Here is a 24,511-nt window from a genome sequence, read left to right as displayed (position 1 = left end):
ACTGACATAAGCCCTATATTTACTTAGGCTATTATTTTTCGCTTATAGCACTTACCTGCCAATCATCAAATCTTGTTTTATACCATTTTGGCTTACGAATACTTAGCTCCCAACACACTTCTTGTCGTGCAAGATATTTCACTTCGAAATGAGTGCGCTGACTGGTCACTGGTACTCGAGAACGTGTTGATGGTAGACACCATACTTTAGTTGCTTGGTGTTCTGCATTGTCCATATAGGATTCAATATTGGTCACTAATATCACTTCTCCACCCACTTGCAAGCGTGATAATAGAAACTCAAAAAAAGGCATATTCAGCCATTGCTGATTTGGATTGTGCTGTTCAGGATTGGGATAAAGAATGAAGATTTTAGCCAAGCTGTTTGGTTTAATGGCATGCACTGTCCATGCAATCGCATCCGCATGAATCGCGTCTAGGTTTGATAGATTTTGTAGAGTGGCTAATTTTGAGAACGCTTCAAATTTATTACGCGTGCGTTCAATGGCTATCAGATGCTTATCAGGATTTTGTGCGGCAAAGCTAAGTGCATGCTTACCCTTCCCTGCCCCAATCTCTAGCATCAACGGTTTTTCATTTTTATTGTCATTAATGATATTTGGAATAATAAAGTCACGCGGTGCTGACAGTTTTTGTGGTTGAAAGGCACGCTCTTGCTGATGCGTGAGATCAATATTGTCGGTCATCTACTATCCTTAAAGCATTTGTCTTTTGTCATTATTCGGCCCCATGCTATTATATAGTCAATCCAATTGAATAGTAATACAGCGACAGTAAGTACGCCTCGTTTCATCGTAATTTAAATGACGGATGCGTTTTATGCTCGTGCCATATGCAACCGATACTAATAACATTTAGGACATTGCTCTTTTCTTATGACTGACTCTACTGCAAATACGCCCCCAAAGACCTACCCTTGTCCACGTTGCGGCACCCAGACTGCCTGGCAAGACAATAAATATAAGCCGTTTTGTAGCAGTCGCTGCAAGCTGATCGACTTAGGTGCTTGGGCAAACGAAGATTACACCTTACCTGCAGAAACCACGCCTTTTTCTGACGAGCTATAACCCACACTCTTACTCAATTATTATACCAAGGATGCTTTACATGTCTGCTACTTACCTGATGCCCACTTATAATCGTCAACCAATCAGCTTTACACGCGGTGCAGGCAGTTGGCTCTATACCAAAGATGACACGCCTTACTTAGATGCCTTAACTGGTATCGCGGTATGCGGCTTAGGACACTGTCATCCACAAGTCACTGACGCGATTCAGCAGCAAGCAGGTACGTTAATTCATACAAGTAACTTGTTTGGCATTGATTGGCAAGAGCGTGCTGGAGAGATACTATGTACCGCCGCCCAAATGGACAGTGTGTTTTTTGCCAATAGCGGCGCCGAAGCCAATGAAGCTGCATTAAAACTGGCACGTTTATACGCGTACAAGCAAGGTTTTAAACGTCCAAAAGTCATCGTGATGGAGCAATCGTTCCATGGTCGTACGTTATTATCTTTGTCAGCTACTGCAAATCCAAAAGCGCGCGAAGGATTTTATACACTAGATGAAGACTTTATTCGTGTGCCATTTGGCGATATCGCTGCCGTTAAACAAGCCGCTCAAGAACATGATGATATCTGCGCTATTTTTGTAGAGCCGATCCAAGGTGAAGGCGGCCTGAATACTGCCGCCAATGGCTTCACCTATCTTGAAGAGTTGCAAGCAGAATGTGAGGCTCATAACTGGCTATTTATGCTAGATGAAGTACAAACAGGTAATGGCCGTACGGGTAAATACTTTGCTTATCAACACAGTAACGCTCGTCCTGATGTGTTGACAACAGCCAAAGGCCTAGGTAATGGTTTCCCAGTTGGTGCGTGCATGGTACGTGGCCGTGCCAATGGTCTGTTTGGTGCTGGTAGCCATGGCTCTACTTATGGTGGTACGCCATTGGCCAGCCGTGTGGTACATAGCGTGTATGACGTATTAGCAAATAGTAATATCATGGAAAACGCAGTGACTGAGGGTTTATTCATCAGAGAAAGTATCGTTGATACATTTGGCCAACATGGCGTTAGTAGTCGCGGTGCAGGTATGATGATTGGTATCGCGCTACCTGAAGATATGGATTGTAGCCAACTGGTAGATCGTGCCCGTGATGAGCAAAAGCTAATCATCAATGTGACGGGTGGTCATGTTGTACGTTTACTACCACCACTTAACATGAGCCGTGATGAAAGCACACAAGTCGCTGAGCGTTTAATCAACCTATTGAAGCCATCATTTTAAAGCATGCTTCAACGTTAATAATAGACAATAAAAAAGCCTATAGATGATTCATTATCTATAGGCTTTTTGCTAACTAAAAACGTTTCGTGCGTAGTGAGAACAACACTTAATTCGCATGGAAGTATTTCTTCAGTACTTCTAGGCAACGAGTGATTTTAGCTGGCTGTTGGTCGCGATTTAAAGTGACCGCATATAGCACAAAGCTTGGTAACTGATAGCCAGTCAACACTTCTACCAACTCACCGCTCTCAAGCTCTTTTTTGACATCCATTTCTAACATTCTAACCAAACCGTGACCTTCTTTGGCCAACGTTGTTGCCATGAATACGTTATTGGTATAGATACGTGAGTTCATTTTGACACGCGTTTTTTTACCAGTTTCAGTCTGAATCATATCAATCTGATTGGCATCTTTCATGATTTCAATACAGATTAATTGATGCTCAGCCAAATCTTTAGGCGTATTTAGCTTACTATGCTGACGTAGATACTGAGGTGAAGCAACCAGTAGTTGGCGCACATCAGTCAATGGATGACTGCTCAAACTAGAATCATTAATCGATGGGCTCATGCGAATAGCAATATCAATACGCTCATCAATCATATCAATATAATGATTATCAGCTAGATAGGTGACACTTAGATCATCATGTGCCGCCATCCAAGTAGAGAGTGCAGGCAATATGTGATTAACACCGAGCTCAGGAGTCGTCGATACACGCAAACTACCTGCTAGCTCATCACGCAATTGATTGACTTTAATACGCCCTTGCTCCGCTGCACTGACGACATCTTTTGCCGCTTCATAAAAGCTCTCACCAGCCTCTGTTAAGCTTAGCTTACGAGTTGAGCGATGTAGCAATACCACCCCAAGCTCGTTCTCTAACGAACGAATTTGCTGACTAACTGCACTGGTTGTAATACCTAGCTCACGTGCTGAGCCACTAAAAGAGCCATGTCCGACCACACTGGCGAACACAGCCATACCGCGTAAATTATCCAACATATTCTCACCTAAACGTCATTTCAGTTTTTAATATAACTTAACCATTATAACGACTTTGCACTCATCTTATCGTTATCAAATGGTTCTCTCTTGTTTGATAAATATATTTTGACCCGTAATAAAAACAAAAATATCAAGGTGATATATTGCTATCACCTTGATATTTAATATAAAACTACGTTCAATATATAAATATACTTTTAGATATTTTGAGCAATTAATGCTCCAAATCTCAATACAGCTGTACTTTACCCATTTTCCCCTCACCGCGTTCAGTTAAATACTGCATTACTGGTGTTTTTAGTAATTTCGTTTCAGCAACGATTTTCGCTTGCTCTAAACGTTTTTTCTGTCGGCGCTCTGGGGTTTTATCTTCGGTCTGCATGATACTACTATCAATTTTCAAGTCAATGTCAGCTTGAGTAAATTGCTGTTGTAGCTTAGCTGCCAATTGCTGAAAAGTGACTTGCAAATGCTTACTATCAACACTGGTCAAAAACGTGGCTTTGCCATTGCATTGACCAGTCATTGTACCTTGCCGTGCTAGTGCTAGCTCATCTTGTGCTAACACCTCGCTTTCACGAGCAGTTTGCAACCAGTAATCCCACTTTTCTGGGTTCCACTCGCCTGTCAGTTCTTGAGGTGGACAACGCAGCAATGTGCGTGGGTCTTCATCAGGGTGTGCTGTTAACTGAGAATCATTTGCGCCAGGCTCAACAACTGGTTCAGGCTCAACAACTGGTTCAGGCTCAACAACTGGTTCAGGCTCAACAACTGGTTCAGGCATAGCACTATTAACTGACTGTGCTAAATTGTCATTATCATCAATACCACTTTGCAACTCATCGTGACTTGAAGTCTGATAATCAACATTATAAAGTTCTGGCGGTGGTGCTGACGCTTCATGTGCAATAGCATCTGAGGCTGATGTAGAAGAAACTGGTTCTATAGCTGGTACTTTGGTAGCAGACCCATTACTATCATAAGTATTGCTCAAGACTTCATCGACTGGTAATGGACGAAACGCCAATAAACGCAAGATGCACATCTCAAGCGCTTGCATCGGCGTACTTGCAAGCTTAACACCTTCACGGGCTTGCACAACAATCTCATAATACAGCTGCAAGACATCAGGGCTAATATGCTGAGCTAGCGTATAAATGTCTTTTGCTTGCGCCTCATTAACATTAAGAGCGACCTCAGGTAACAGCTGAGTTAATGCCAACTGATGCAACAGCTCAGCAAGCCCGTCAAACATACTAGTCGCATCGACCATTTGCGCACGCATTTGCTCAATATGAGCAGCAACAGCAGACTTATCATGATTATAAATATCTGTGATTAGACGTACTAAATCAGCAGCGTCAATAAGACCAAGCATTGCATTGACAGTCGCATCATCCAATGTGCCTTGACCAAAAGCAATGGCTTGATCGGTCAATGATAGCGCATCACGCACAGAACCTTTAGCAGCACTTGCCAATTGCCAAATCGCTGGCTGAGTATAGCCAACCTGCTCTTTGGTCAAGATATTTGCCAAGTGCTCGCTAAGTAACGTTTGAGGTAATGGGCGTAGTACAAACTGCAAGCAGCGCGAAATAATCGTAATCGGCAGCTTTTGTGGATCAGTCGTCGCTAATAAAAACTTCACATGCTCCGGTGGCTCTTCTAGCGTTTTAAGTAACGCGTTAAAGCTGTGCGTAGACAGCATATGTACTTCATCAATCAGATAGACCTTGTAACGCCCTTGGCTTGGCGCATAAGGCACGTTGTCTAACAGCTCACGCGTGTCTTCGACCTTGGTACGAGAAGCAGCATCAATCTCGATAAGATCAATGAAACGCCCCTGATCAATAGCAACACAGTTATCACATACGCCGCAAGGGGTACTGGTAATACCTGTATCACAGTTCAAGCATTTAGATAAAATACGCGCAATCGTTGTCTTACCCACACCGCGCGTACCTGTAAACAGATAGGCATGATGCAAACGATTATAATCAATCGCATTAATCAGCGCTTGAGACACATGCGTCTGCCCAATCAACTCATGAAAGTTTTTTGGTCGGTATTTGCGAGCTAAAACTTGATATTGCTGCGTCATAAGAAATGCCAATGTAAATAATACAAATATAAAGGAAGCGTCAAACTAATGAATCATACTATGTTTAGGTTATAACTGAGCTTGAAGTTGGGCCAGTCGATCATATAAGCGCTGAGTGCTTTCATCAATCAATGAGCCTGCTTGATGAAATATATCCAGATAAACCTCAGTGTTTACACTGCCTTCGCATGGTCTAAACTCTACGCCCAGTAAAAATAAATCGTCCATTACTGGCTCTTGTAACTGGACATTAATATCTGACAATAAATCCTTATAAGAGAGCCGAACATTCTCTGCGCTCAGCGAACTGCTATCGTCTTGCGCATAAAACACCATGAGATAATGGCGTCCAAATACATGATAAGAATGCTCATGACGGACATAACCATTCCAGCGCGAGTCTTGATCCATGGTTCTATAAGCTAAGATTTTTTCTACTAGACACGCATAGGTATACATTGACTCATCTACCAAAATATCAACCTGCTCATTTGGTAAAGGTCTACTCGCTTCATAATAACGCTCAAGAACACTGTTAAACAGCTTGAACCACATCCGAGTATTTTTTTGCATCTCAGCCATTAAGGCATCGGCAAACACAGTCTGATTCGGCTCTACTGCTTTAAGTAAGCGTAATTCAACTTGCTCAATTAACTCGTTATCGATTAGCTGCTCTTGCACCCTAATCGCTCTTTGATGAAAGTCAGGTGATTGTAGAAACTGTTTAAGCAATGTCGATTCGTTTTGAAATGATGCAAAGCTAGATAGTTGACGACGATGAAAATCTAAAAAGGTTGTCAAATCACTTGGCGTCACTAACTGATTGAGGATATCAACGAAGTTTTGATGACTAAAGACTTGTAGGATACTTTGCTCATCATCTAAGTCTAAAACACAGTCTTCTGCAAAAAACCGACTGCCATATTCGTAGCCAACTGCATAAGATGAGTGGCCCGACTGATCATCTTGATGATTGATAGACAATGACGTTAAGCCAATAAAATAAACTGCTTTATCAGTTGTCGCGGCACTTCTATTTACAATTAGGCTGTCGTTTTTTTGATAAATCTGAGCGTGGCGTTTGATAAGTTGGTTAACAACTTCCTTTCTCCACTCACGAACTCTAGCATTATCCACTTCTTGTCTATTCGCTTGCATCACAACCGTATTGACGAGCAAATAAATAGTAGCGCCGGAAAACTCAAAAACAAAATCATAACCCTGAAAATGATCAGAGTCAGTGATTTTGTCATCAGGCAACTCATACAATGATAAAAAACATTGCTGAATCATTTTTTGCCAAAGCGCATGTGATGCTTGCTGAATATCCATAATACCTCTATAAACGATATTTCACAAAAAAGCTTATACCCATTCTGTGAAAATGAGCAAAAGCTTTTTATGCTGAGTTAAGTATCAGTTTGGATTTACAGCAAGCAAATCCACCTTAGCTGTCTTGTTTGCGGCGCATGTGCGGGAACAAGATCACATCACGGATACTAGCAGAGTCGGTAAATAGCATTACTAGACGGTCAATACCAATACCCTCACCGGCTGTCGGTGGCAGACCATAAGACAATGCTTCGATATACTCTTCATCGAAATGCATAGCTTCATCATCGCCAGCGTCTTTTTCAGCAACCTGACCACGGAAACGCTCAGCTTGGTCTGCTGGATCATTAAGCTCACTAAAGCCATTAGCCAACTCACGACCACCAACGAACAGCTCAAAACGATCAGTAATCTCAGGATTGTCATCACTACGGCGCGCTAGTGGTGATGTCTCAGCAGGATATTCAGTGATGAACGTTGGCTGACGTAATTGATGCTCAGCCGTTTCTTCGAAGATAATCGTTTGTAGTTTACCCGCACCAAACACCTCTTTGACTTGTTGCTTAAGTGTCGTAGATGCATATTCTGCTAGGTATTCACGATCATTGATGCGCGCCATGTCAAAGTTTTCAGCATATTTTGCAATCGCATCAGACATTGATAGACGAGCAAATGGTGCTTTTAGGCTAATGGCTTCTTCTTGATAAGTAAGCTCCGTTGTGCCCAACACATCTATTGCTAACTGATTAAACAGACGCTCAGTCAAATCCATCAAGTCATGATAATCAGCATATGCTTGATAGAACTCAATCATAGTGAATTCAGGGTTATGGCGGGTTGAAACCCCTTCATTACGGAAACTACGGTTAATCTCAAACACGCGCTCAAACCCGCCAACGACCAGACGCTTAAGATAAAGCTCAGGCGCGATACGTAGGTATAAAGGCATGTCTAATGCATTATGATGTGTCTCAAACGGACGAGCTACTGCGCCGCCTGGTATCGGATGCATCATTGGCGTTTCAACTTCCATAAAACGCTCATTAAGCATAAATTGACGAATACCACTAACGATCTGACTACGAACCATAAAGGTATTGCGAGTCGTCTCATTGGTCATCAAATCAAGATGACGATTGCGATAGCGCGCTTCTACATCAGCCAAACCATGGAACTTGTTTGGCATTGGACGTAATGATTTGGTCAGTAGCGTAATTTCTTCAATATGCACATACAAATCGCCTTTACCTGAGCGACCGATATAGCCTGATACACCAACGATGTCACCCAAATCTAGTGATTTGATGCTCGCACGCGTCTCCTCATCAAGCTCTTTACGTGCTACATATAGCTGAATACGGCCTGTCATATCTTGGATCACGATAAACGAACCACGGTTGAGCATGACTCGACCTGCCACGTTTACTTGTGTTTTTTCACCATTCGCTGCTTTTTCTTCAATTTCCTGCTTTGAGACACCATCAAAAGCCGTCTGTAAGTCTTGCGCATAATCAGTGCGTTTGAACGTATTAGGATACGGCTGTTTACCTGAAGCACTGATATCGTCTAGCTTGGCTTGCAGTTGTGCGATTAGCTCGTTAGCATCTTCTACGACTGGGGTTTGATCTTGGTTCTGATTATTGTGCTTTGACATAACACTCTCAATATTTTTAGGTAATTAAATGGATAAACGAAAACAGAAAAATTAAATCAATACTTATTATTATAAGAACAGACATGGTGATAAAAACGATAAAACTGTTGGTGCTTTTAAAGACTAGCTACTAGTCATTGCCACCGATACTGGCCATCAAATCAGCCTGATGCTCACGTAATAGTGCATCAAGAATCTCATCCAAGTCGCCTTCCATAATAGAGTCGAGCTTGTATAAGGTAAGGTTGATACGATGATCGGTCATACGGCCTTGTGGAAAATTATAGGTACGGATACGCTCTGAGCGATCGCCACTACCGACCAAGTCACGACGTATAGAGTCCGCCACATCGACCTGTGCTTGCACTTTGGCTTGTTGGATTTTAGAGACCAACATTTTCATAGCATGCGCACGGTTTTTGTGTTGGCTACGCTCTTGCTGACACTCTACCACGGTACCCGTTGGAATATGCGTCAAACGTACGGCAGAGTCAGTTGTGTTCACGTGCTGACCACCAGCACCGCTTGAGCGGAAAGTATCCATCTTGATATCAGCAGGATTGATATCAACGGTATCATCAATCTCAACTTCTGGCATGACTGCGACCGTACAAGCTGACGTGTGAACACGACCTTGGCTTTCGGTCTCAGGGACACGCTGTACACGGTGAGCACCCGATTCAAACTTTAGGCGACCATATACACTATTGCCAGATACGCGAGTGATGATTTCTTTATAACCGCCATGCTCACCTTCATTTGCAGAGAGCACTTCTAGTGTCCAGCCCTGGCTCTGCGCGTACTTTTGGTACATACGGAACAAATCACCAGAGAAAATCGCTGCTTCATCGCCGCCTGTCCCGGCACGAATCTCCAAAAACGCTGGTACTTTATCGTTAGGATCTTTAGGTAGCATCATCAGATTAAGCGCTTCTTCCATCTCTACGATGGTATCACGCGCACTCTCAATCTCATCGATCATCATCTCTTTCATGTCAGGATCTGTTGCATCGGCTAGCATCGCTTCTGCATCAGCCTGATCCGTTTCTGCACCCACGTAGTTTTGCCACAGCGTCGTGATCTCCATCAAGTCGCTGTGCTCAACAGACAACTCACGGAACTTGTTATTATCACTGATGACACTAGGATCTGATAATAAAGCGGTGACCTCTTCATAACGGTCTACCATCTGGTCTAAACGCAGGCGTAAGGATTCTTTCATAAAAGGACTTTTAATTGGATAAGAGGAATAAGCCCGTGATTATAGCAAATTTTTTGGGGTAAATTAAAACCTCTAATCATTCTTGTTGATATTGTCGGTAATCTCGACGTTATCTTCTCAAACATCTCTGTTTATATTTAGATGTCACAGCTTAATTTCAATAGCAAAAACAACAGACAAAAAAATAGCTAAGAAGACTCTTAGCTATTTTCATCAGGACAGGTAGTTAAAGTATTAGACCTTGCGAACTAAGACCGAACCAATAGAGTAACCTGCACCAAATGAGCAAATAACACCCAAATCGCCTGATACTAAGTCGTCTTTGTGGCGATGGAATACAATCATAGGACTCGCTGAGCTGGTATTGGCAAATTCAGCAATAACACTCGGTGCAATCGACTTATCGGCATCTTTACCAACCACGGTACGCAGAATCAAATCCAACATATTGGCATTGGCTTGATGCAACCACATCATTTTAACATCAGATGTTGGGATGTCGTTTTCTTGCAAGTGCTCAGTGATGATCTCTGACACTTTTGGACAGACTTCACGGAATACTTTGCGACCATTTTGCAAAAACAGCTTATCAGTGACCGGTGCTTTGATATCTGGATACATTTCAGTCTGTGCCGCTAGGTACTCTGAACGATCCATAAAGCCATATTCGTTTTTGATGTTGGTCGAAAACTGAGTAAATAGCTTAGAGTTTAAAATCTCATAACCTTTTGGCGTATCTAATTCTTCAACGATAGAAGCGGTCGCTACATCACCGAAGATAAAGTGGCTGTCACGGTTGCGCCAGTTTAGATGCGCTGAGGTAATTTCAACGTTGACCACAGCAATACGCTTGGCCAAACCAGAGATGATAGAACCGTGTGCTTGTGACAGACCAAACGTCGCCGCACTACACGCAACGTTCATATCATAAGCAAAGCCGCCAATCATACCAATTTCGTTTTGGATTTCGATGGCAACCGCAGGATAAGTACGTTGGAAGTTTGAGCAAGCAAGGATGATACCATCTAAGTCGTTGGCCTCAAGTCCAGCATCAGCCAAAGCGTCTCTAAGTGCTGCTGCACCCATTTCGGCCATGACTGACAACTCTTCGCCCAAGTTGCGGTAAGGGATAACTGGCGCCATGATTTCAGTATTTAAGATACCTTCTTTTTCCATCACATAACGTGATTTGATACCAGATACTTTTTCGATGAAGGCAGCTGAAGAAGGCTCAAGTGCCGTCACTGTCTCTGCAGCTATCTCTTCAGCATGTTCGGTATTATAGTTTTCAACATACTGGTTAAATGACTCAACTAGCTCTTCGTTACTAATGCTGTAAGGTGGGATATAAAGACCAGTGCCTGTGATACAAGTCGTCATGATAAGCTTCCTTGTCTACTACTGTGGTGCTTGGAATAAGCATAAAAGTGGAAAAATAATAGCCATTCAAATTCAGTGAATAACTGTAAACTTAAAATCAGTGTGTTTATTATGCCTGAATATTATAATTTTTCTAATACTTTGTTACAAATAATCTGTTTCTTGCCATAAATTAGCAAAGACTGCCGTCCTTTTTCGGTAGCTACGTTATAATTGGCATCATTTATTTTGTACTATTCGTCGAACTATCTTAATTATTCAAAACATTGATACACGCTCATACTTAGGAATGCTAATGGCAGAACTTCTCAACTGGTTATTTGGTCAATACGCTGACTACTCTACGATATTTATCATTCTTGAACTGATTGCCGTTGTCTTCGGCGTAGCAAGTGTCTTACTCGCCAGCAAAACCAATATTTTAGTCTTCCCTATTGGTCTGGTCAGCACTGCTATATTTGTGTACCTACTGTGGAAGTGGCAGCTGTTTGGCGATATGTTCATTAATGCTTACTATACCGTGATGAGCTTGTATGGCTGGATTAACTGGTCAAAGAACAAGAAAAACCAGTCTGTTGAGCATAAGCAGTCAGATACCAATAATGTTCGCATTGAGCATTTGCATGCAGGTGACATCCCTATACTTTCTGCTTTGGCAGCGGGAACGATAGCTTTTGTAGGATTGGTTTATTATTTCCGTCCCGTGATTAATAATGGCTTTAGTTTCGATGGTGCGGTACTTGGAATCCATCTATTTACTTGGGTCGATTATACCGACATGCTCACTACGGCTTTATTTTTGATGGCAATGTGGCTCATGGCACGACGCAAGATTGAGCATTGGATATTATGGATCATCGCTGATGCGATATCGGTACCGCTATACTTCTATAAAGGTTTTACTTTTACCGCGCTACAATATGTAGTCTTCACTCTTATCGCAATCTGGGCATACTATGAATGGCAACGACGCTACCGTGTACAACCTCGAGCAGCATACGCCTAAATCTGTCATCAACGTCGCGGTTTTAGGGGCAGAAAGTACGGGTAAGACGACCTTATGTCGTGATTTGGCCGCGCATTTTGATACTCCTTGGGTGTCAGAATATATGCGTACCTACTTACAGGCAAAATGGGATGACGAACAGCTGACTTGTACGTGGGAAGATCTGCTCCCTATCGCACAGGGACAGATTACACTAGAGAATACCTTAGCCAAACAGGTCGCTCAGTCGTCTAATGCCAGTCATTATTTGTTTTGCGATACCAGTTTGTTTGAGCTGATGGTTTATTCTTATTGGTATTATGGCGACTGCCCTACGGCCCTTGAGCAAGCAGCGTTGGCGCATCACTATGATTTGATATTATTGACTGATGTTAATACGCCTTGGGTGGCTGATAACCTGCGAGACAGTCCACACCAACGCAATGAGATAAGCGACTACTTCGCCAGTCAATTAAGCAAGCATCAGAAATCATTTCAGCGTATTAGTGGCAATAGAAAAGAACGCGTCCAGCAAGTAGTAGCGAAGCTCGCTAATATAGATAAAATATCGCCTGACTAAAGCTAAAATGAACCATACCCATAATCAACGTTATTTATTCTTTAAGACTTAAGAGATACCCATGCTAAAGAAGTTTGAGCTTTATTTAGAAAAAACCATATTTAATAGCCGTTGGATACTGGCACCCTTTTATCTAGGATTAGTGCTAGGCATTATTTTATTATTTATTAAGTTTGTCCAAAAGCTATGGCACATGTTCGCTGACATTCTGACGGCCTCTGAAGCCAGTGTGATTGTAGATATATTGGTATTGGTTGATATCTCTCTGGTTGCTAGTTTACTGCTTATCATTATATTCAGTGGCTATGAGATTTTTGTCTCAAAAATCGATACTGGTACCCATGATGATCGTCCTAGCTGGATGGGCAAAGTGGACTTTTCTGGTCTAAAGCTCAAAGTCATCGGAGCGATCGTTGCTATCTCAGCGATTGACCTTTTAAAATCCTTTATGGATATATCTAGCGGAATGAGTGAACTTGATGCCGACAAACTCATGTGGAAGGTTATTATTCATATGACCTTTGTATTGTCTGGCTTGTTATTCGCTATCATGGATAAAGTCGTTGGCGACACGAAAAAGCATTAAACACATTAATAATCGAAAAATAATTATCCGAAAATATCAACTTTTACCCTTTCACAGTTATTCCATATTTCCTGCACATTTTCTCTTCATGCCCTCTCTATGATGTCTTTTAAAGCCACAGTCTGCTATCTCGGCAGCTGTGGATTAAAGACACTTAGGAGGCGACTACATGCAAAAAACATTATTGACTAAGTTATCCATTATTATAGGACTGTGTATCGTTTTTTCGATTGGTCTCACTATGATTAGCGATATTATATACGAGAGGCAATACTACGCAGAGTCAGTGATAAAAGAAATCACCGAGCAGCATGTCAATCCACAAGAAGTCATTAACCCATTTATCGCTATTCCCACGACAGTCACACCGGCATGTCAGTCAAATGCATCTGATACACCAAATATAAAGGGCAAATGCGAACCGTCATACTCGAAGATTGAGACGATATTTGCCACTCAGACACAGGCAGTACAGAACCTGAAAGTAAATACAGACACTTATAAACGTGGTATCTATAGTGCTACTAGCTATGATGGTCAGCTGACATTCGATCAGAGTTATACGTTTGTAGAGTCTTTAGAAAAATTAGATCAGATTGGCACTACAATTGACGATGATACAGATAAGACACAACTAGCCAAAACCATTACCCACTGGAACAAGGCAAAACTTATCATTCCCGTGTCTGACTTACGCGGTGTCGCTACCTTGCCTACTGTCACAATTAATCAAAAATCAATTGCAGCAAACTATCCGCAGATACCAATGATAGAGAACTTAACCTATGTCGAAGTAGATATACCTAAAGATATACCTAAAGATATACCTAAAGGTATATTGGAGCAATTAATCAATCCTACTAGCCAGCATAATAAAGATAGCTTTATTATTACAGGTTCAGTAGATGCAGATCTAGATAAATCAGAGGTAAATAGCCAGTTATCTAATCCTAAAGACAATCAAGCGCTGAATATTGTGATCGACTTGCCATTAGCTGGTATTAGTAATATAACGACTGTCCCAACTGGGCAGAACTTTACTCTATCTATGCACAGTGACTGGCAGACTCCAAACTTCATCGGTAAAGCATTACCAAATACCAAGAGCATTACCGCTAAAGGATTTGATGCCAGTTGGCAAAATCAGTATTTAACCGTTGCAAACAATCAGTACCTCTCTCAATGTCTCAGCACACCTAACCATCAATGTACTGTCATAAGTGAATCAACGCTCAATACCGATAGTCATTCGTACAATCCTGATTCGTTTGAGGCATCAAGAGGTTTGACGACAGACAGTGCAGCAGTAGTTGGTAGCAATCAAAGTGTTCTGCTAAACAGCTTTGGCGTTAGTTTTGCAAGCTCAAATGATGTCTATCTACAAACTGAACGAGCCATGAAGTACGCCTTGTTATTAATTTTGGTATCGTTTGGTACTTTCTTTTTATTTGAAGTGCTCAAATCAAGTCGTATCCACCCTATTCAGTATCTGCTCGTCAGCTGCGCACTATTTGTCTTTTATGTCTTATTACTACCACTTGCAGAACAAATCGCATTTTGGCAAGCCTATATGGTAGCGGCCAGTGCTTGTGTTGGGCTTATCGGTTGGTATAGCTACTATGTATTCGGCGGTTTCAAACGGGCAGTAATCTTTACTGCGACACTTGCTGGGCTATACGCTGCGTTTTTCGGTATTTTAAGTACAGAAGATCTCAATCTATTACTAGGTGCGATATTCTGCTTTGTGATACTTGCCTGCGTGATGGTGATGACTCGCAAACTTGACTGGTATAAAGTGACATAAACGATGAAAGCCATGCGCTGTATGAAGCAAGTCAGATAACTGTCAGTAAATGAAAAGTTTTTATCTAATAATTTGAAAAAACTTGGCTGCCTTAGCTTATCAACTGAGCTAAGGCAGCTAAGTAGTAATATTATTTGACGATATGATTGTTTAACGCTTTAGCCCAATTATTGCAATTATCCTCGCAGCGCGGGCAACACTGATTAGGGTCAGAGATTTCATCGACGTAACCGCAATACATACAAGCATAATAAACCCCTGCTTCCACTTGCTCGACCGGTCGATATTGCTTAGGGAAAAGTGGCATACCGTAGTCTGTCTTTTCAGAGGTGTGCAACAAGATACTAAAATTGCCATCAGCTTCGAGCAAACCGACACGAACTTGTCCTAAATGCTCAACCCCTTGTTGGCGCATTTCAGCAAAAAACTCATCGTGTGACATTTCCCCCTGTTTAATCTTATCAAGTACCAACATGCCATCTTCTACAATATACATTGAGCGCCCCTCTAGCAGGTCCTCAAAAGGCTGGAATTTCATCATCGCCCAAGTACACAGCCTATAAAGTGAAATGACCGTACCCATGATGAGTACCGCTTGGATAATAGGCAGGTCTTCGGTGAACATAGGGTCACCTGCAATAGAGCCTAGCGATAAAATAATGGTTAGCTCGAAAATAGAGAGCTGACGAACGCCGCGCTTACCAGTGAAGCGTAAAAATGTGATAATTAATACAAACATTACAGTGACACGTATTAAAATTTCTACGGCAAACAACCAAGTTGTGTCATAAATAAAAATACTTGCCCAATCCATACTATCTTTTCCTATTTATTTATCTGATTTATTGTGTTTAATGAGTGTTGTTCTAATAGTTCGTTTGACGCGAAGCACATCATCCCTATTTTTAGACCTTATCGTCAATACAACTATCGTTATTCTGATTTAAAAGAGACTTTTTGCCATAAGTACGACAAAATATCCTGTCTTGTGAGACAGCTATCGAATAGATTAATCAGTTATCAATCTATTATCTTTGCTAAGAAATAAGCGTTCGTTATAACAACGTATCTCGAGACCTAAAACTGAAATCCTATGCTTGCCTGTTTTGTGTCATTTATTCATTGTAGGAATTACTTTTGAAAGCCACTATTTATACCATTATTGCTTTAATCGCCTTTGCCGCAAACTCCCTGTTTTGCCGAATGGCATTGGCGGAAGGCTACATCGATGCTTGGAGTTTTACAGTTATCAGGCTAGTGAGTGCGACAGCTTGTCTAGGCATTATCATGGCTATACATGCTTACAGACTGCGACGCCAAACGTCTAATCATGACAGCGCTGCTGCTCACGCTATATTAAGTGATAAAGGCAGTTGGTTAAGTAGTCTCAGCTTGGTGATTTATGCGCTGTGCTTTTCAATTGCGTATGTAGAGCTGGATACTGGCACTGGTGCATTGATTTTATTTTCAGCGGTTCAGCTGACGATGATTGGCTGGGGTATCTATAAAAAAGAACAGCTCAGCGCACTACAATGGTTAGCATTTGCCGTTGCAGTCGCAGGATTCGTGTATTTGATGTTGCCCTCAGCCGCCATACCATCACCATTGGCGGCAACGTTAATGGCTATGAGCGGCGTAGCTTGGGGAGTATATAGTATACGCGGCAAATCATGTGTCTCACCGCTTCGAGCGACAGGGTTTAACTTTGTGCGTAGCTTAGTCGCTGTGCCTATACTACTACTGGTAGGTATGACGTATTTAGACGATATGGGCTTAAAGAATATCAATTTGGATGGTATTACCATTGAAGGTGTACTACTCGCCTGTGCATCAGGAGCGATCGCCTCAGGGTTGGGCTATAGTATCTGGTATACAGCGATGCCACTATTGAAAAACACACAAGCCGCTATCGTTCAGCTATGTGTCCCTGTGATTGCTGCGTTGCTAGGTGTGATATTTTTGTCTGAACAGCTGACTGTTCCATTTATAGTTGCAAGTACAGTCATTTTGGGCGCGGTCTTGGTATTTACCTTAAATAAAAAAGTACCAGTATAAATTAAGACTATTAGTAATTTATCATTAATAATCTGCTCAGAAAAGGTTCTAACTAATTACGTTACCGGACAACATAAAAAAATGCCCCGACTCTTATAAATCGGGGCGTTTGAGTATATGAGTTATTATTTTAATATTGCTAGTCTATGGTCAAAAGTCGTTGAACAATAGCCTTTAAACAACAGTCTTAAACGACGGTCACTTCTAGACGAGTATCGACATTGCCGCGAGTAGCATTAGAATACGGGCACACCTGATGCGTGGCTTCGATCAACTGCTGCGCCTGTGCTTCATCAATACCTGATACCTCTACAGACAATTCTACCTCTAAGTTATAGCTGCCGTCAGCTTTCATACCGATACCCACTTGCGCAGAGGTTTTTGAAGAGGTAACAGGCAATTTCATGTGCTGTGCTGTCATGCTCAAAGCACTATCAAAACAAGCCGCGTAACCCATGGCAAAAAGCTGTTCTGGATTAACACCTTCTTTATCTTGCTCTTGAAAAGATACCAAGTCAAATCCTAACGAACCATCGTCTAATTCAGTATGGCCAGAACGTCCACCAGTAGCGGTTGCGCGCGTTTTATAAAATATTTTCATGAGTAATTATTCCTTGTTTCATATTATTAGAGGTCGTACTTACGCTGTTGCGACGAGATTATTATAGAACCGTCTACATTTATACGTTAGAACAAACCTCTATAACTCTTGCCTAATCCTACAAATATTTATACTATCAGGCAATCTTATAAAATAAGCACTCGTGATGAATCAAACGACTATTAACCAACTTTTAGCAGTACTGCCTAGAAATAGAACCATCGAATCCGCTGTTTCAGGCTTATTCTTTTACTGCGCGGACAAACCAAGCAAAGCCGTGAGTTATATTCAAGAGCCAAGTATTTGTATTGTACTGCAAGGAGAGCGGGAGATTTACTTGGGTGCTGACTGTCAAAGGTTTGACAATAGTAACTTGATGTTCTGTCCTGTTAACATACCGCTAAGTATGCATATCAAGCACGCTTCGATAAAAAACCCTGTCATTGTTTTATCAATGAAATTAGATTTAGCTATGATTAGAGACGTCTTAGCGCAGATACCGACCACACACCCAGTAGCAGGCAGTCATTTAGGAATAAAGTGGCACTTAGATGACACCATAATGGACGCGTTTGATCGATTGATACGCTTGCTTGATTATCCAAACGATATTGATTTTCTATCTTCTTTAATTCAACAAGAAATATACTATCGCCTACTCTTGGCTGAGCAAGGCAACAAACTTAAGCAATTGGTCATTAGCGGTAGCCATACACACCGCATTGCCCAAGCGACTGACTGGATAAAGGCACATCTAGATGAACCTATTATGGTTGAGAGCTTGGCTAGTAGATGCGGCATGAGTGTCTCAGGGTTTCATCAGCATTTTAAAGAAATAACCCAGCTGAGTCCGCTACAGTATCAAAAAAGCTTACGTTTAATGGAAGCCAGACGCTTAATTAAGATGCATAGGGCGCAAATATCACAAGTAGCAATGCAAGTAGGCTACGAAAGTCCTAGTCAGTTCAGCCGAGAATATAAGCGATTGTTTGGTCTAAGTCCAAGTAATGAGTTGTAGTTATAATTCTGCTTTCAAATAGAATTAATTTAGTTTGCTTAGGCTATTTACTATTATATTTACGAAAGCATTCCTTAAAAAACATCATTTTTAAGTTGAATAATTTGTGGAGTATTTTAAATAAATAGAAAAATTGGTTGACGTGACTATATATTCGTATTATAACATATTATATATATTTAAAATAATGAATATATAGGAGCAGCTTTACTCTGTATACGATCGATGTAAAGCGATCAATAGAAAGCTTAGGGAGGAGATAACATGATTCGTTTAAGCTACACTCTCAAATGCTGGGCACTTGGCATCGCGTTTTTTACAGTGTTCTACTTTATGGTAGTCATGAGTGACCCTGGCTTTAGTAAGTACATTTACATGTTGGCTTTTAGCACTTTGCTATTCCCTATTGCTAAGCGTGCAGTCGATATTATGACCGATTTTTTCGCACCAGATATTGAGCTGTTCAATGGATTGTTACCATCACTTTTGATTAATATTGTGATTTGGATGCTTACTCCATTTATCGTCGCATTAACTGTGATTGCTTATGTGCTTTATAGCATGGGTGTACTGACAGAAAAGATGAGCCATTAAGTACCAATCATTAAATACTAGTCATTAGATACCAGTCACTAACTATCAAACATTAAGCCTCAATAGCTCATAGAGAAGATGGTTTGCAAACTATCTTCTCTAACTATGTATATAGCGACTAAAACGACTAATAGATTTAACTTACAACGGCTAGTTGCTGACTTTTTTACCAACAAACTGTACTACAGCGCTAAGCCCTTGATGCCGCTTTCCTTCTGATACCATACGCAACTTTTCTACACCAATCACTTCGTTCAGCCCTACAAGCTCATTTTGAAAGTTCTCTAAAGCGCCAAAACGCTCCCTTTGACTGGCTGGTGGTCCACCGACTGCCTCTGTTTCAAGCTGTCGTTCTGTATAAGCTTCGACGATAAATACTCCCTCTGGCTTGAGAGCGGTGCCAACTTGTGCATGTACATATTGACGTACCGTTTTAGGTACATGTGCCCAGATAGAAACTATGGCGTCCCATTTATCCTGACCAAAGTTATAATGTGCTAAATCAGCTACTTGGGTAGTAATAGCTACCCCTCTATCTTTTGCCAACTTGTTCGCTTTGTTTAACCCTACTTCGGACATATCCATCGCAGTTACAGTGAAGCCTTGCTCAGCTAAGAATACTGCATTCCTACCCTCGCCCTCTGCTAGACAAAGTACGTGTCCACCTACAGGTATCTGCTCAAACATCTCTCTCAAAAAATCATTAGGTTCGGTGCCAAATGCGAACTCTGTGCCGCTATAGCGTTCATCCCACATTTTAATCGTCCTTTTATTTGAGATTGATATCCAATTTAGTAGGTAATATATGGCACCTAGAACACTTAGTCATAGAGCCCCTATCTTGAAATTGATGTGCGCTCTATAACATAACGTACCATACAAAACTAAAATTTAGCCTAACTCACCTTATCCCACATCTTGCTTAGACGCTTGGGCGATACTGCCATACGAGTTTTCATAGGCTGGGCAAACAATTGAATACGGTACTCTTCCACCATCCAGCGATACTCACTGATGGCTTCCTTATCTGCACGCCCTGCTAACCGTTCCATATGCAAGTCAAGCGCGTAAACACCGTCAAGGTCAGCGTCGAGATTGTGCTCCAGACGCTCTAGTCGAATCTGTAACGCTTCAAGATAGCGTGGGTACTGTTGCCAATGGCTATAATCCATCCGATAAACAAAATCTGCCAAATGCAAATCTTCCAACTGATCTTCAATATCATCGATAGACTCACCAAATATCTCGCGATCTAGCATCAATAACCCTTGGCGAATACGTTGCCAACGAGTGTAGACATTCTTAAGCGTTTTGATAACGCTTTGACCAGTTAATAAGAAGTTATTCACTACCACTTCGAGAGTCTGGGCATACTCTTCAGAGGTAAACGGTAGCTCTTCGCTCAATCCAACTACGATGTCATCGGCGCTTTCTGGTAAATTTTCAGAATGATCGAATAAGACGTAGTGCTCTTCGAGAGCCGCGTCTAACGCAGCATCTATAACGATCGTCTTGAGTTTATCCATGTCGCCAAGTGGCGCAAATGCCAGTTTAAATATACTGTCGATTTGGCTCGTTAACTGCTTTTTCTTTGCACCAAGTTTGCCTTTTATTAAAGTCAGTACCCCGATACGATGTGCTTGAAGTGCTGCATTGACATCAGTATATTGATGAATCGATACAGCTTCTCCCGCTTCATCAGCGACGAGTGCTGCAAACTGTTTCATCACCACGCCTGCGCTATGATGATTTTTGCTAAAAGCAAAATGCTCAGGGAACTCAGTATGCACGCCTTGCTGCTCATTTACCGCTTGACTGGTCTCAGATGCATGACGAATCTGTAGGGTTTGTAGATCACGGCCTTTTTCGATGATACGGTTTTTCTCATCGACTACGCAGATTTGTGGCTGTAAATAGCGATCAATCGTAGATGGATTGAAGTTCTCTGGCGTCACCGACATGATACCGCGACGATGCAACGCCTGACATAACTGCTTCAGCAATCCTTGTCCACCCTTTGGCTGCAACTCATCAAACAAACTGTCTGCAGTATTGGGTATCGGTACGATTTGACGACGTATCTCCTTTGGCAGTGACTTGAGCAGTTGTAGAACCAGTTCATAGCGCCAACCGGGCACACCCCACAGTAGCTCAATCGCGTCTAGCTGCGGTAATGCGGCAAGCGGCACACGTATGGTCACACCATCATCATCACTGGCGGGATCAAAGACATAACGGAGTGGCAGTTTTAAATCGCCCAGCTTCCACACTTCTGGGAAATCCCCTGTGGTCGGCGCTTGGCTATTAAGTACATCTTCATCAGTAAAGAATAGATGCTTGGCATCATGCTTTTCGACTTCTGCACGCCAATCCTCAAACGCTTTACGACTGGCAACGTGCTCAGGAATTTTCTTATCATAGAACTGATAGAGCGTCTCTTCATCTACCAACAAATCACGGCGGCGCAGCTTGTCTTCGATACGCTCAACATGAGCAATCTTATCCATGTTATGTTGCAAAAATGGTGCATTACGACCAAAATTACCTGTCACTAAGCCATCACGGATAAATATCTCTCGTGATTCAACTAAGTTAACTTGCTCATAGTTGGTCAGCTGCTTACTAATAATAATCAGTCCAAACAGACTGATCTGAGCGTAAGCTTTGACTCGTCCTGTTTTCTTGGACCAATGTGGCTCAAAGTAATGATATTTCAGCAAATCACCTGCCGCTGAAATAATCCATTCTGGTTCGATTTTGGCAACAGTACGCATAAAGACTTGTGAAGTCTCCACCATTTCAAACGCCATCACCCAAGGGGGTATTTGTTTAAACACCGTACTGGCTGGGAATATCTTGGCCTTTTGCTGACGCGCAGCTAAATATTCACCGCGGCTTTCAGTCTTATGCGCGATGATAGACAATAAACCGGTCAATAATGCTCTATGCAGATTGGCATATTTGACCGCTTTTAACTCTTCGTCTTCGATCGCTGTCGGATCATTAACAGCCACATTTTTATCAGAAGCTTTTGACTCATTGACATCAGTTAATTTCAGCTCAGTGACCATCTGCACCAATTGACGGTGTGTCTGATGCCATTCACGTACACGCGGGAAGCTTAAATAGTTTTTCTTAGCAAACTGCTTACGCTGATTGCCAGACAGTTTATTGCCGTCTTCATCTTTTTCAAACAGCGCCTTCCATAGGCTCAAATAAAATAAGAAGTCAGAGTCGTCTTGACGGAAGACCGCATGCTTTTGATCCGCTTGCGTACGTTTATTAGCAGGACGTTCGCGTGGATCCTGTACCGCAAGCGCTGCCACAACGATCAGCATTTCGCGAATACAATCAAAGTCGGAACCAGCCACCAGCATACGTGCCAGCCTTGGGTCGATTGGCATACGTGCCATTTTCTGACCAGTTGCTGTCAAACGCAGATGATCAAGCCCTTTTCTAGCTTTTGGCTTATTGGTTTTGTCCTGAGCAGCGGTATCTTTCTTAGAAGTAATAGCGCCCAATTCATCTAGCAATTTATGACCGTCAGTGACCAATCGGCTATCAGGCGGCTCAATGAACTCAAAGTCATCCACACTACCTAGACGTAGATTGGCCATTTGCAGGATTACTGACGCTAAGTTGGTACGTAAAATCTCAGGCTCAGTGAACTCAGGGCGGCCACTAAAATCTTCTTCACTATAAAGACGAATGCAAACACCTGGAGCAACACGGCCACAGCGACCTTTACGCTGATTGGCAGCTGCTTGCGAAATTGCTTCAATCGGTAGGCGCTGTACACGAGAGCGATACGAGTAACGCGAAATCCGCGCAAAACCCAAGTCAATCACATAGCGAATACCCGGCACGGTCAATGCAGTCTCAGCAACGTTGGTCGCGATAACAATACGGCGACCTCGACCTGATGGTTGAAAAATACGCTGCTGCTCTTCATAAGTCTGCCGTGCAAACAATGGCAGTACTTCTGTATGGCGCGGGCCATGACGCTCAAGCACCTCTTGCGTTTCGCGAATCTCCGCTTCAGTCGCAGCAAATATCAAAATATCAGCTAGATCGGCGTGACCCTTACTCTGCGCATCGCTAAAACACTCTTCAACAGCGGCAACCACAGCACGCGGCAGGTTTTCTTCAAAATCATCATAGCTGTCGTCTTCCGAGCTATTCACTGGCTCATCTGTCAACGGACGATAACGGACTTCCACCGGAAAGCTACGCCCTTCTACATTAAAAATAGGCGCAGGAACTTGTCGTTTGAGCTTATTGTCATAACGGCTGAAATACTCACTAAAGCGCTTGGTATCAAGGGTCGCCGAGGTAATAATAACTTTTAAATCTGGGCGCTTGGGCAGCATCTTTTTGAGATAACCCATAATAAAATCGATATTCAAACTACGCTCATGCGCCTCATCAATAATAATCGTATCGTACTTACTCAAGAACCGATCGTGACCCAACTCAGCGAGCAAAATACCATCCGTCATGAGCTTTACAACAGATTGTGCTGTCCCTTGCTCATTAAAGCGAATCTTAAAACTGACCGTATTACCTAATGGCTCACCCAGCTCTTCTGCAATACGGTTTGCCACACTACGAGCGGCCAATCGTCTCGGCTGTGTATGTCCTATCTGCCCTGTGATACCACGCCCTGCTAACATCGCAAGCTTAGGCAGCTGCGTCGTTTTACCAGAACCGGTCTCACCAGCGACAATAATGACTTGATTATCGATAATCGCTTGTACTAAGTCTTCTGCGCGTTGGCTAACAGGCAAATCCAGATTTAGCTTGGCAGGTAGATCACTTGGAATACTATCGATACGTGCCTGCACAGCTTGTTGAGAACGTGTCTTTATTTTCTCGTACTGAGCACGTTTCTTGGCAAGTACATCATCTGAATTATTCTTTTGCTCAGAATCATGATCAGATTTTTTATTCTTAGACACGGCAGCACTTGCCAGCTCTCGCTCAAGACGGCTTAAGTAATAGCTGTCTTTAGCAAGAACTGGTAAATCCGCCAGTGGTACTGCTGGCTTCTTAGTATCTTGAGTTTCATTTACAGTAGATGTATCTGAATTGCTGTTTTCAGGAATATTGGGCTTAGAAGTATTGGGCATATTTGCTTAGGCTATTTATTATGTAGAAGTGGTTAGATTATGGGGGTAATTGGGACATGATTCAAGTTAGTCGAGTCCTGATTGCTCTTGTATCAATAATGCTGAAACTATCACACATTACAGAACGTATCCGAACTTAAACTATCCATTAA

Annotated in this window: 20 protein-coding genes; 9 read left to right on the top strand and 11 right to left on the bottom strand. The window is 42.2% G+C overall.

Going from position 1 to position 24,511, the window contains the following annotated elements:
• Window positions 1-31: 31 nt before the first annotated feature.
• Window positions 32-706: an SAM-dependent methyltransferase gene (locus tag V6252_RS03435; protein ID WP_341609285.1), complete on the bottom strand. Its 675-nt coding sequence runs from the start codon at window positions 704-706 to the stop codon at window positions 32-34.
• Window positions 707-895: 189 nt separating this feature from the next.
• Here V6252_RS03435 and V6252_RS03430 point away from each other — a divergent pair, with 189 nt between their 5' ends.
• Together V6252_RS03430 and V6252_RS03425 are read left to right on the top strand one after the other, a co-directional pair.
• Complete coding sequence (locus V6252_RS03430) at window positions 896-1,087, top strand: DNA gyrase inhibitor YacG (RefSeq protein ID WP_057760289.1); 192 nt, start codon at window positions 896-898, stop codon at window positions 1,085-1,087.
• Window positions 1,088-1,127: 40 nt separating this feature from the next.
• Window positions 1,128-2,309, top strand: a complete 1,182-nt coding sequence (locus V6252_RS03425; RefSeq protein WP_341609284.1) for an aspartate aminotransferase family protein — start codon at window positions 1,128-1,130, stop codon at window positions 2,307-2,309.
• Window positions 2,310-2,415: 106 nt separating this feature from the next.
• Here V6252_RS03425 and V6252_RS03420 read toward each other — a convergent pair whose 3' ends face one another.
• From V6252_RS03420 to V6252_RS03395, 6 genes are all read right to left on the bottom strand, one after another.
• Entirely contained in the window at window positions 2,416-3,315 is a 900-nt protein-coding gene (locus V6252_RS03420; protein WP_057760292.1) for a LysR family transcriptional regulator, read from the bottom strand.
• A 232-nt stretch (window positions 3,316-3,547) separates the two neighbouring features.
• Window positions 3,548-5,419 (bottom strand): DNA polymerase III subunit gamma/tau, encoded by a 1,872-nt coding sequence (gene dnaX / locus V6252_RS03415; protein ID WP_341609283.1) that lies wholly within the window; start codon window positions 5,417-5,419, stop codon window positions 3,548-3,550.
• A 69-nt stretch (window positions 5,420-5,488) separates the two neighbouring features.
• Entirely contained in the window at window positions 5,489-6,751 is a 1,263-nt protein-coding gene (locus tag V6252_RS03410) for a hypothetical protein (protein ID WP_341609282.1), read from the bottom strand.
• Window positions 6,752-6,866: 115 nt separating this feature from the next.
• Window positions 6,867-8,405, bottom strand: coding sequence for a lysine--tRNA ligase (gene lysS / locus V6252_RS03405; RefSeq protein ID WP_341609281.1), 1,539 nt, complete (start codon window positions 8,403-8,405; stop codon window positions 6,867-6,869).
• 130 nt (window positions 8,406-8,535) lie between these two features.
• The gene (gene prfA / locus V6252_RS03400; RefSeq protein WP_057760300.1) at window positions 8,536-9,627 is read right to left on the bottom strand and encodes a peptide chain release factor 1; all 1,092 of its coding nucleotides are present in this window, start codon (window positions 9,625-9,627) and stop codon (window positions 8,536-8,538) included.
• Window positions 9,628-9,861: 234 nt separating this feature from the next.
• The gene (locus V6252_RS03395; RefSeq protein WP_057760302.1) at window positions 9,862-11,007 is read right to left on the bottom strand and encodes a beta-ketoacyl-ACP synthase III; all 1,146 of its coding nucleotides are present in this window, start codon (window positions 11,005-11,007) and stop codon (window positions 9,862-9,864) included.
• Between the two features lie 295 nt (window positions 11,008-11,302).
• Between V6252_RS03395 and pnuC the strand changes: the two genes are divergently transcribed.
• The 4 genes from pnuC to creD all read left to right on the top strand — a co-directional run bounded on the left by pnuC (window position 11,303) and on the right by creD (window position 14,962).
• On the top strand, window positions 11,303-12,013 hold the full coding sequence (gene pnuC / locus V6252_RS03390) for a nicotinamide riboside transporter PnuC (protein WP_341609280.1): 711 nt from the start codon (window positions 11,303-11,305) through the stop codon (window positions 12,011-12,013).
• Entirely contained in the window at window positions 11,985-12,572 is a 588-nt protein-coding gene (locus V6252_RS03385) for an ATP-binding protein (RefSeq protein WP_341609279.1), read from the top strand. Before pnuC ends, V6252_RS03385 begins: the two co-directional genes overlap by 29 nt.
• A 61-nt stretch (window positions 12,573-12,633) precedes the next feature.
• Complete coding sequence (locus V6252_RS03380; RefSeq protein WP_102093027.1) at window positions 12,634-13,158, top strand: TIGR00645 family protein; 525 nt, start codon at window positions 12,634-12,636, stop codon at window positions 13,156-13,158.
• 169 nt (window positions 13,159-13,327) lie between these two features.
• On the top strand, window positions 13,328-14,962 hold the full coding sequence (gene creD / locus V6252_RS03375; RefSeq protein ID WP_341609278.1) for a cell envelope integrity protein CreD: 1,635 nt from the start codon (window positions 13,328-13,330) through the stop codon (window positions 14,960-14,962).
• A 130-nt stretch (window positions 14,963-15,092) separates the two neighbouring features.
• On the opposite strand, the gene V6252_RS03370 is transcribed toward creD, so the two are convergent.
• The gene (locus V6252_RS03370; protein ID WP_341609277.1) at window positions 15,093-15,776 is read right to left on the bottom strand and encodes a DUF421 domain-containing protein; all 684 of its coding nucleotides are present in this window, start codon (window positions 15,774-15,776) and stop codon (window positions 15,093-15,095) included.
• Between the two features lie 323 nt (window positions 15,777-16,099).
• On the opposite strand from V6252_RS03370, the gene V6252_RS03365 reads away from it, so the two are divergent.
• On the top strand, window positions 16,100-17,017 hold the full coding sequence (locus tag V6252_RS03365) for a DMT family transporter (protein WP_341609276.1): 918 nt from the start codon (window positions 16,100-16,102) through the stop codon (window positions 17,015-17,017).
• 187 nt (window positions 17,018-17,204) lie between these two features.
• Here V6252_RS03365 and V6252_RS03360 read toward each other — a convergent pair whose 3' ends face one another.
• Window positions 17,205-17,618, bottom strand: a complete 414-nt coding sequence (locus V6252_RS03360; RefSeq protein ID WP_341609275.1) for an organic hydroperoxide resistance protein — start codon at window positions 17,616-17,618, stop codon at window positions 17,205-17,207.
• 166 nt (window positions 17,619-17,784) lie between these two features.
• On the opposite strand from V6252_RS03360, the gene V6252_RS03355 reads away from it, so the two are divergent.
• Together V6252_RS03355 and V6252_RS03350 are read left to right on the top strand one after the other, a co-directional pair.
• Window positions 17,785-18,636: an AraC family transcriptional regulator gene (locus V6252_RS03355; protein WP_341609274.1), complete on the top strand. Its 852-nt coding sequence runs from the start codon at window positions 17,785-17,787 to the stop codon at window positions 18,634-18,636.
• A 264-nt stretch (window positions 18,637-18,900) separates the two neighbouring features.
• Window positions 18,901-19,230, top strand: a complete 330-nt coding sequence (locus V6252_RS03350; protein WP_341609273.1) for a hypothetical protein — start codon at window positions 18,901-18,903, stop codon at window positions 19,228-19,230.
• 150 nt (window positions 19,231-19,380) lie between these two features.
• On the opposite strand, the gene V6252_RS03345 is transcribed toward V6252_RS03350, so the two are convergent.
• Window positions 19,381-19,986 carry a class I SAM-dependent methyltransferase gene (locus V6252_RS03345; RefSeq protein WP_341609272.1) on the bottom strand — a complete coding sequence of 202 codons (606 nt, stop codon included), beginning with the start codon at window positions 19,984-19,986 and terminating at the stop codon, window positions 19,381-19,383.
• A 140-nt stretch (window positions 19,987-20,126) separates the two neighbouring features.
• Window positions 20,127-24,359, bottom strand: a complete 4,233-nt coding sequence (gene hrpA, locus V6252_RS03340; protein ID WP_341609271.1) for an ATP-dependent RNA helicase HrpA — start codon at window positions 24,357-24,359, stop codon at window positions 20,127-20,129.
• Window positions 24,360-24,511: the final 152 nt, after the last annotated feature.

The sequence above is a fragment of the Psychrobacter proteolyticus genome, from assembly GCF_038155145.1.
Lineage (GTDB): Bacteria > Pseudomonadota > Gammaproteobacteria > Pseudomonadales > Moraxellaceae > Psychrobacter > Psychrobacter proteolyticus_B.
The sequence above is the reverse complement of the archived record's forward strand: the minus strand, read 5'-3'. Positions and strand labels throughout refer to the sequence as shown.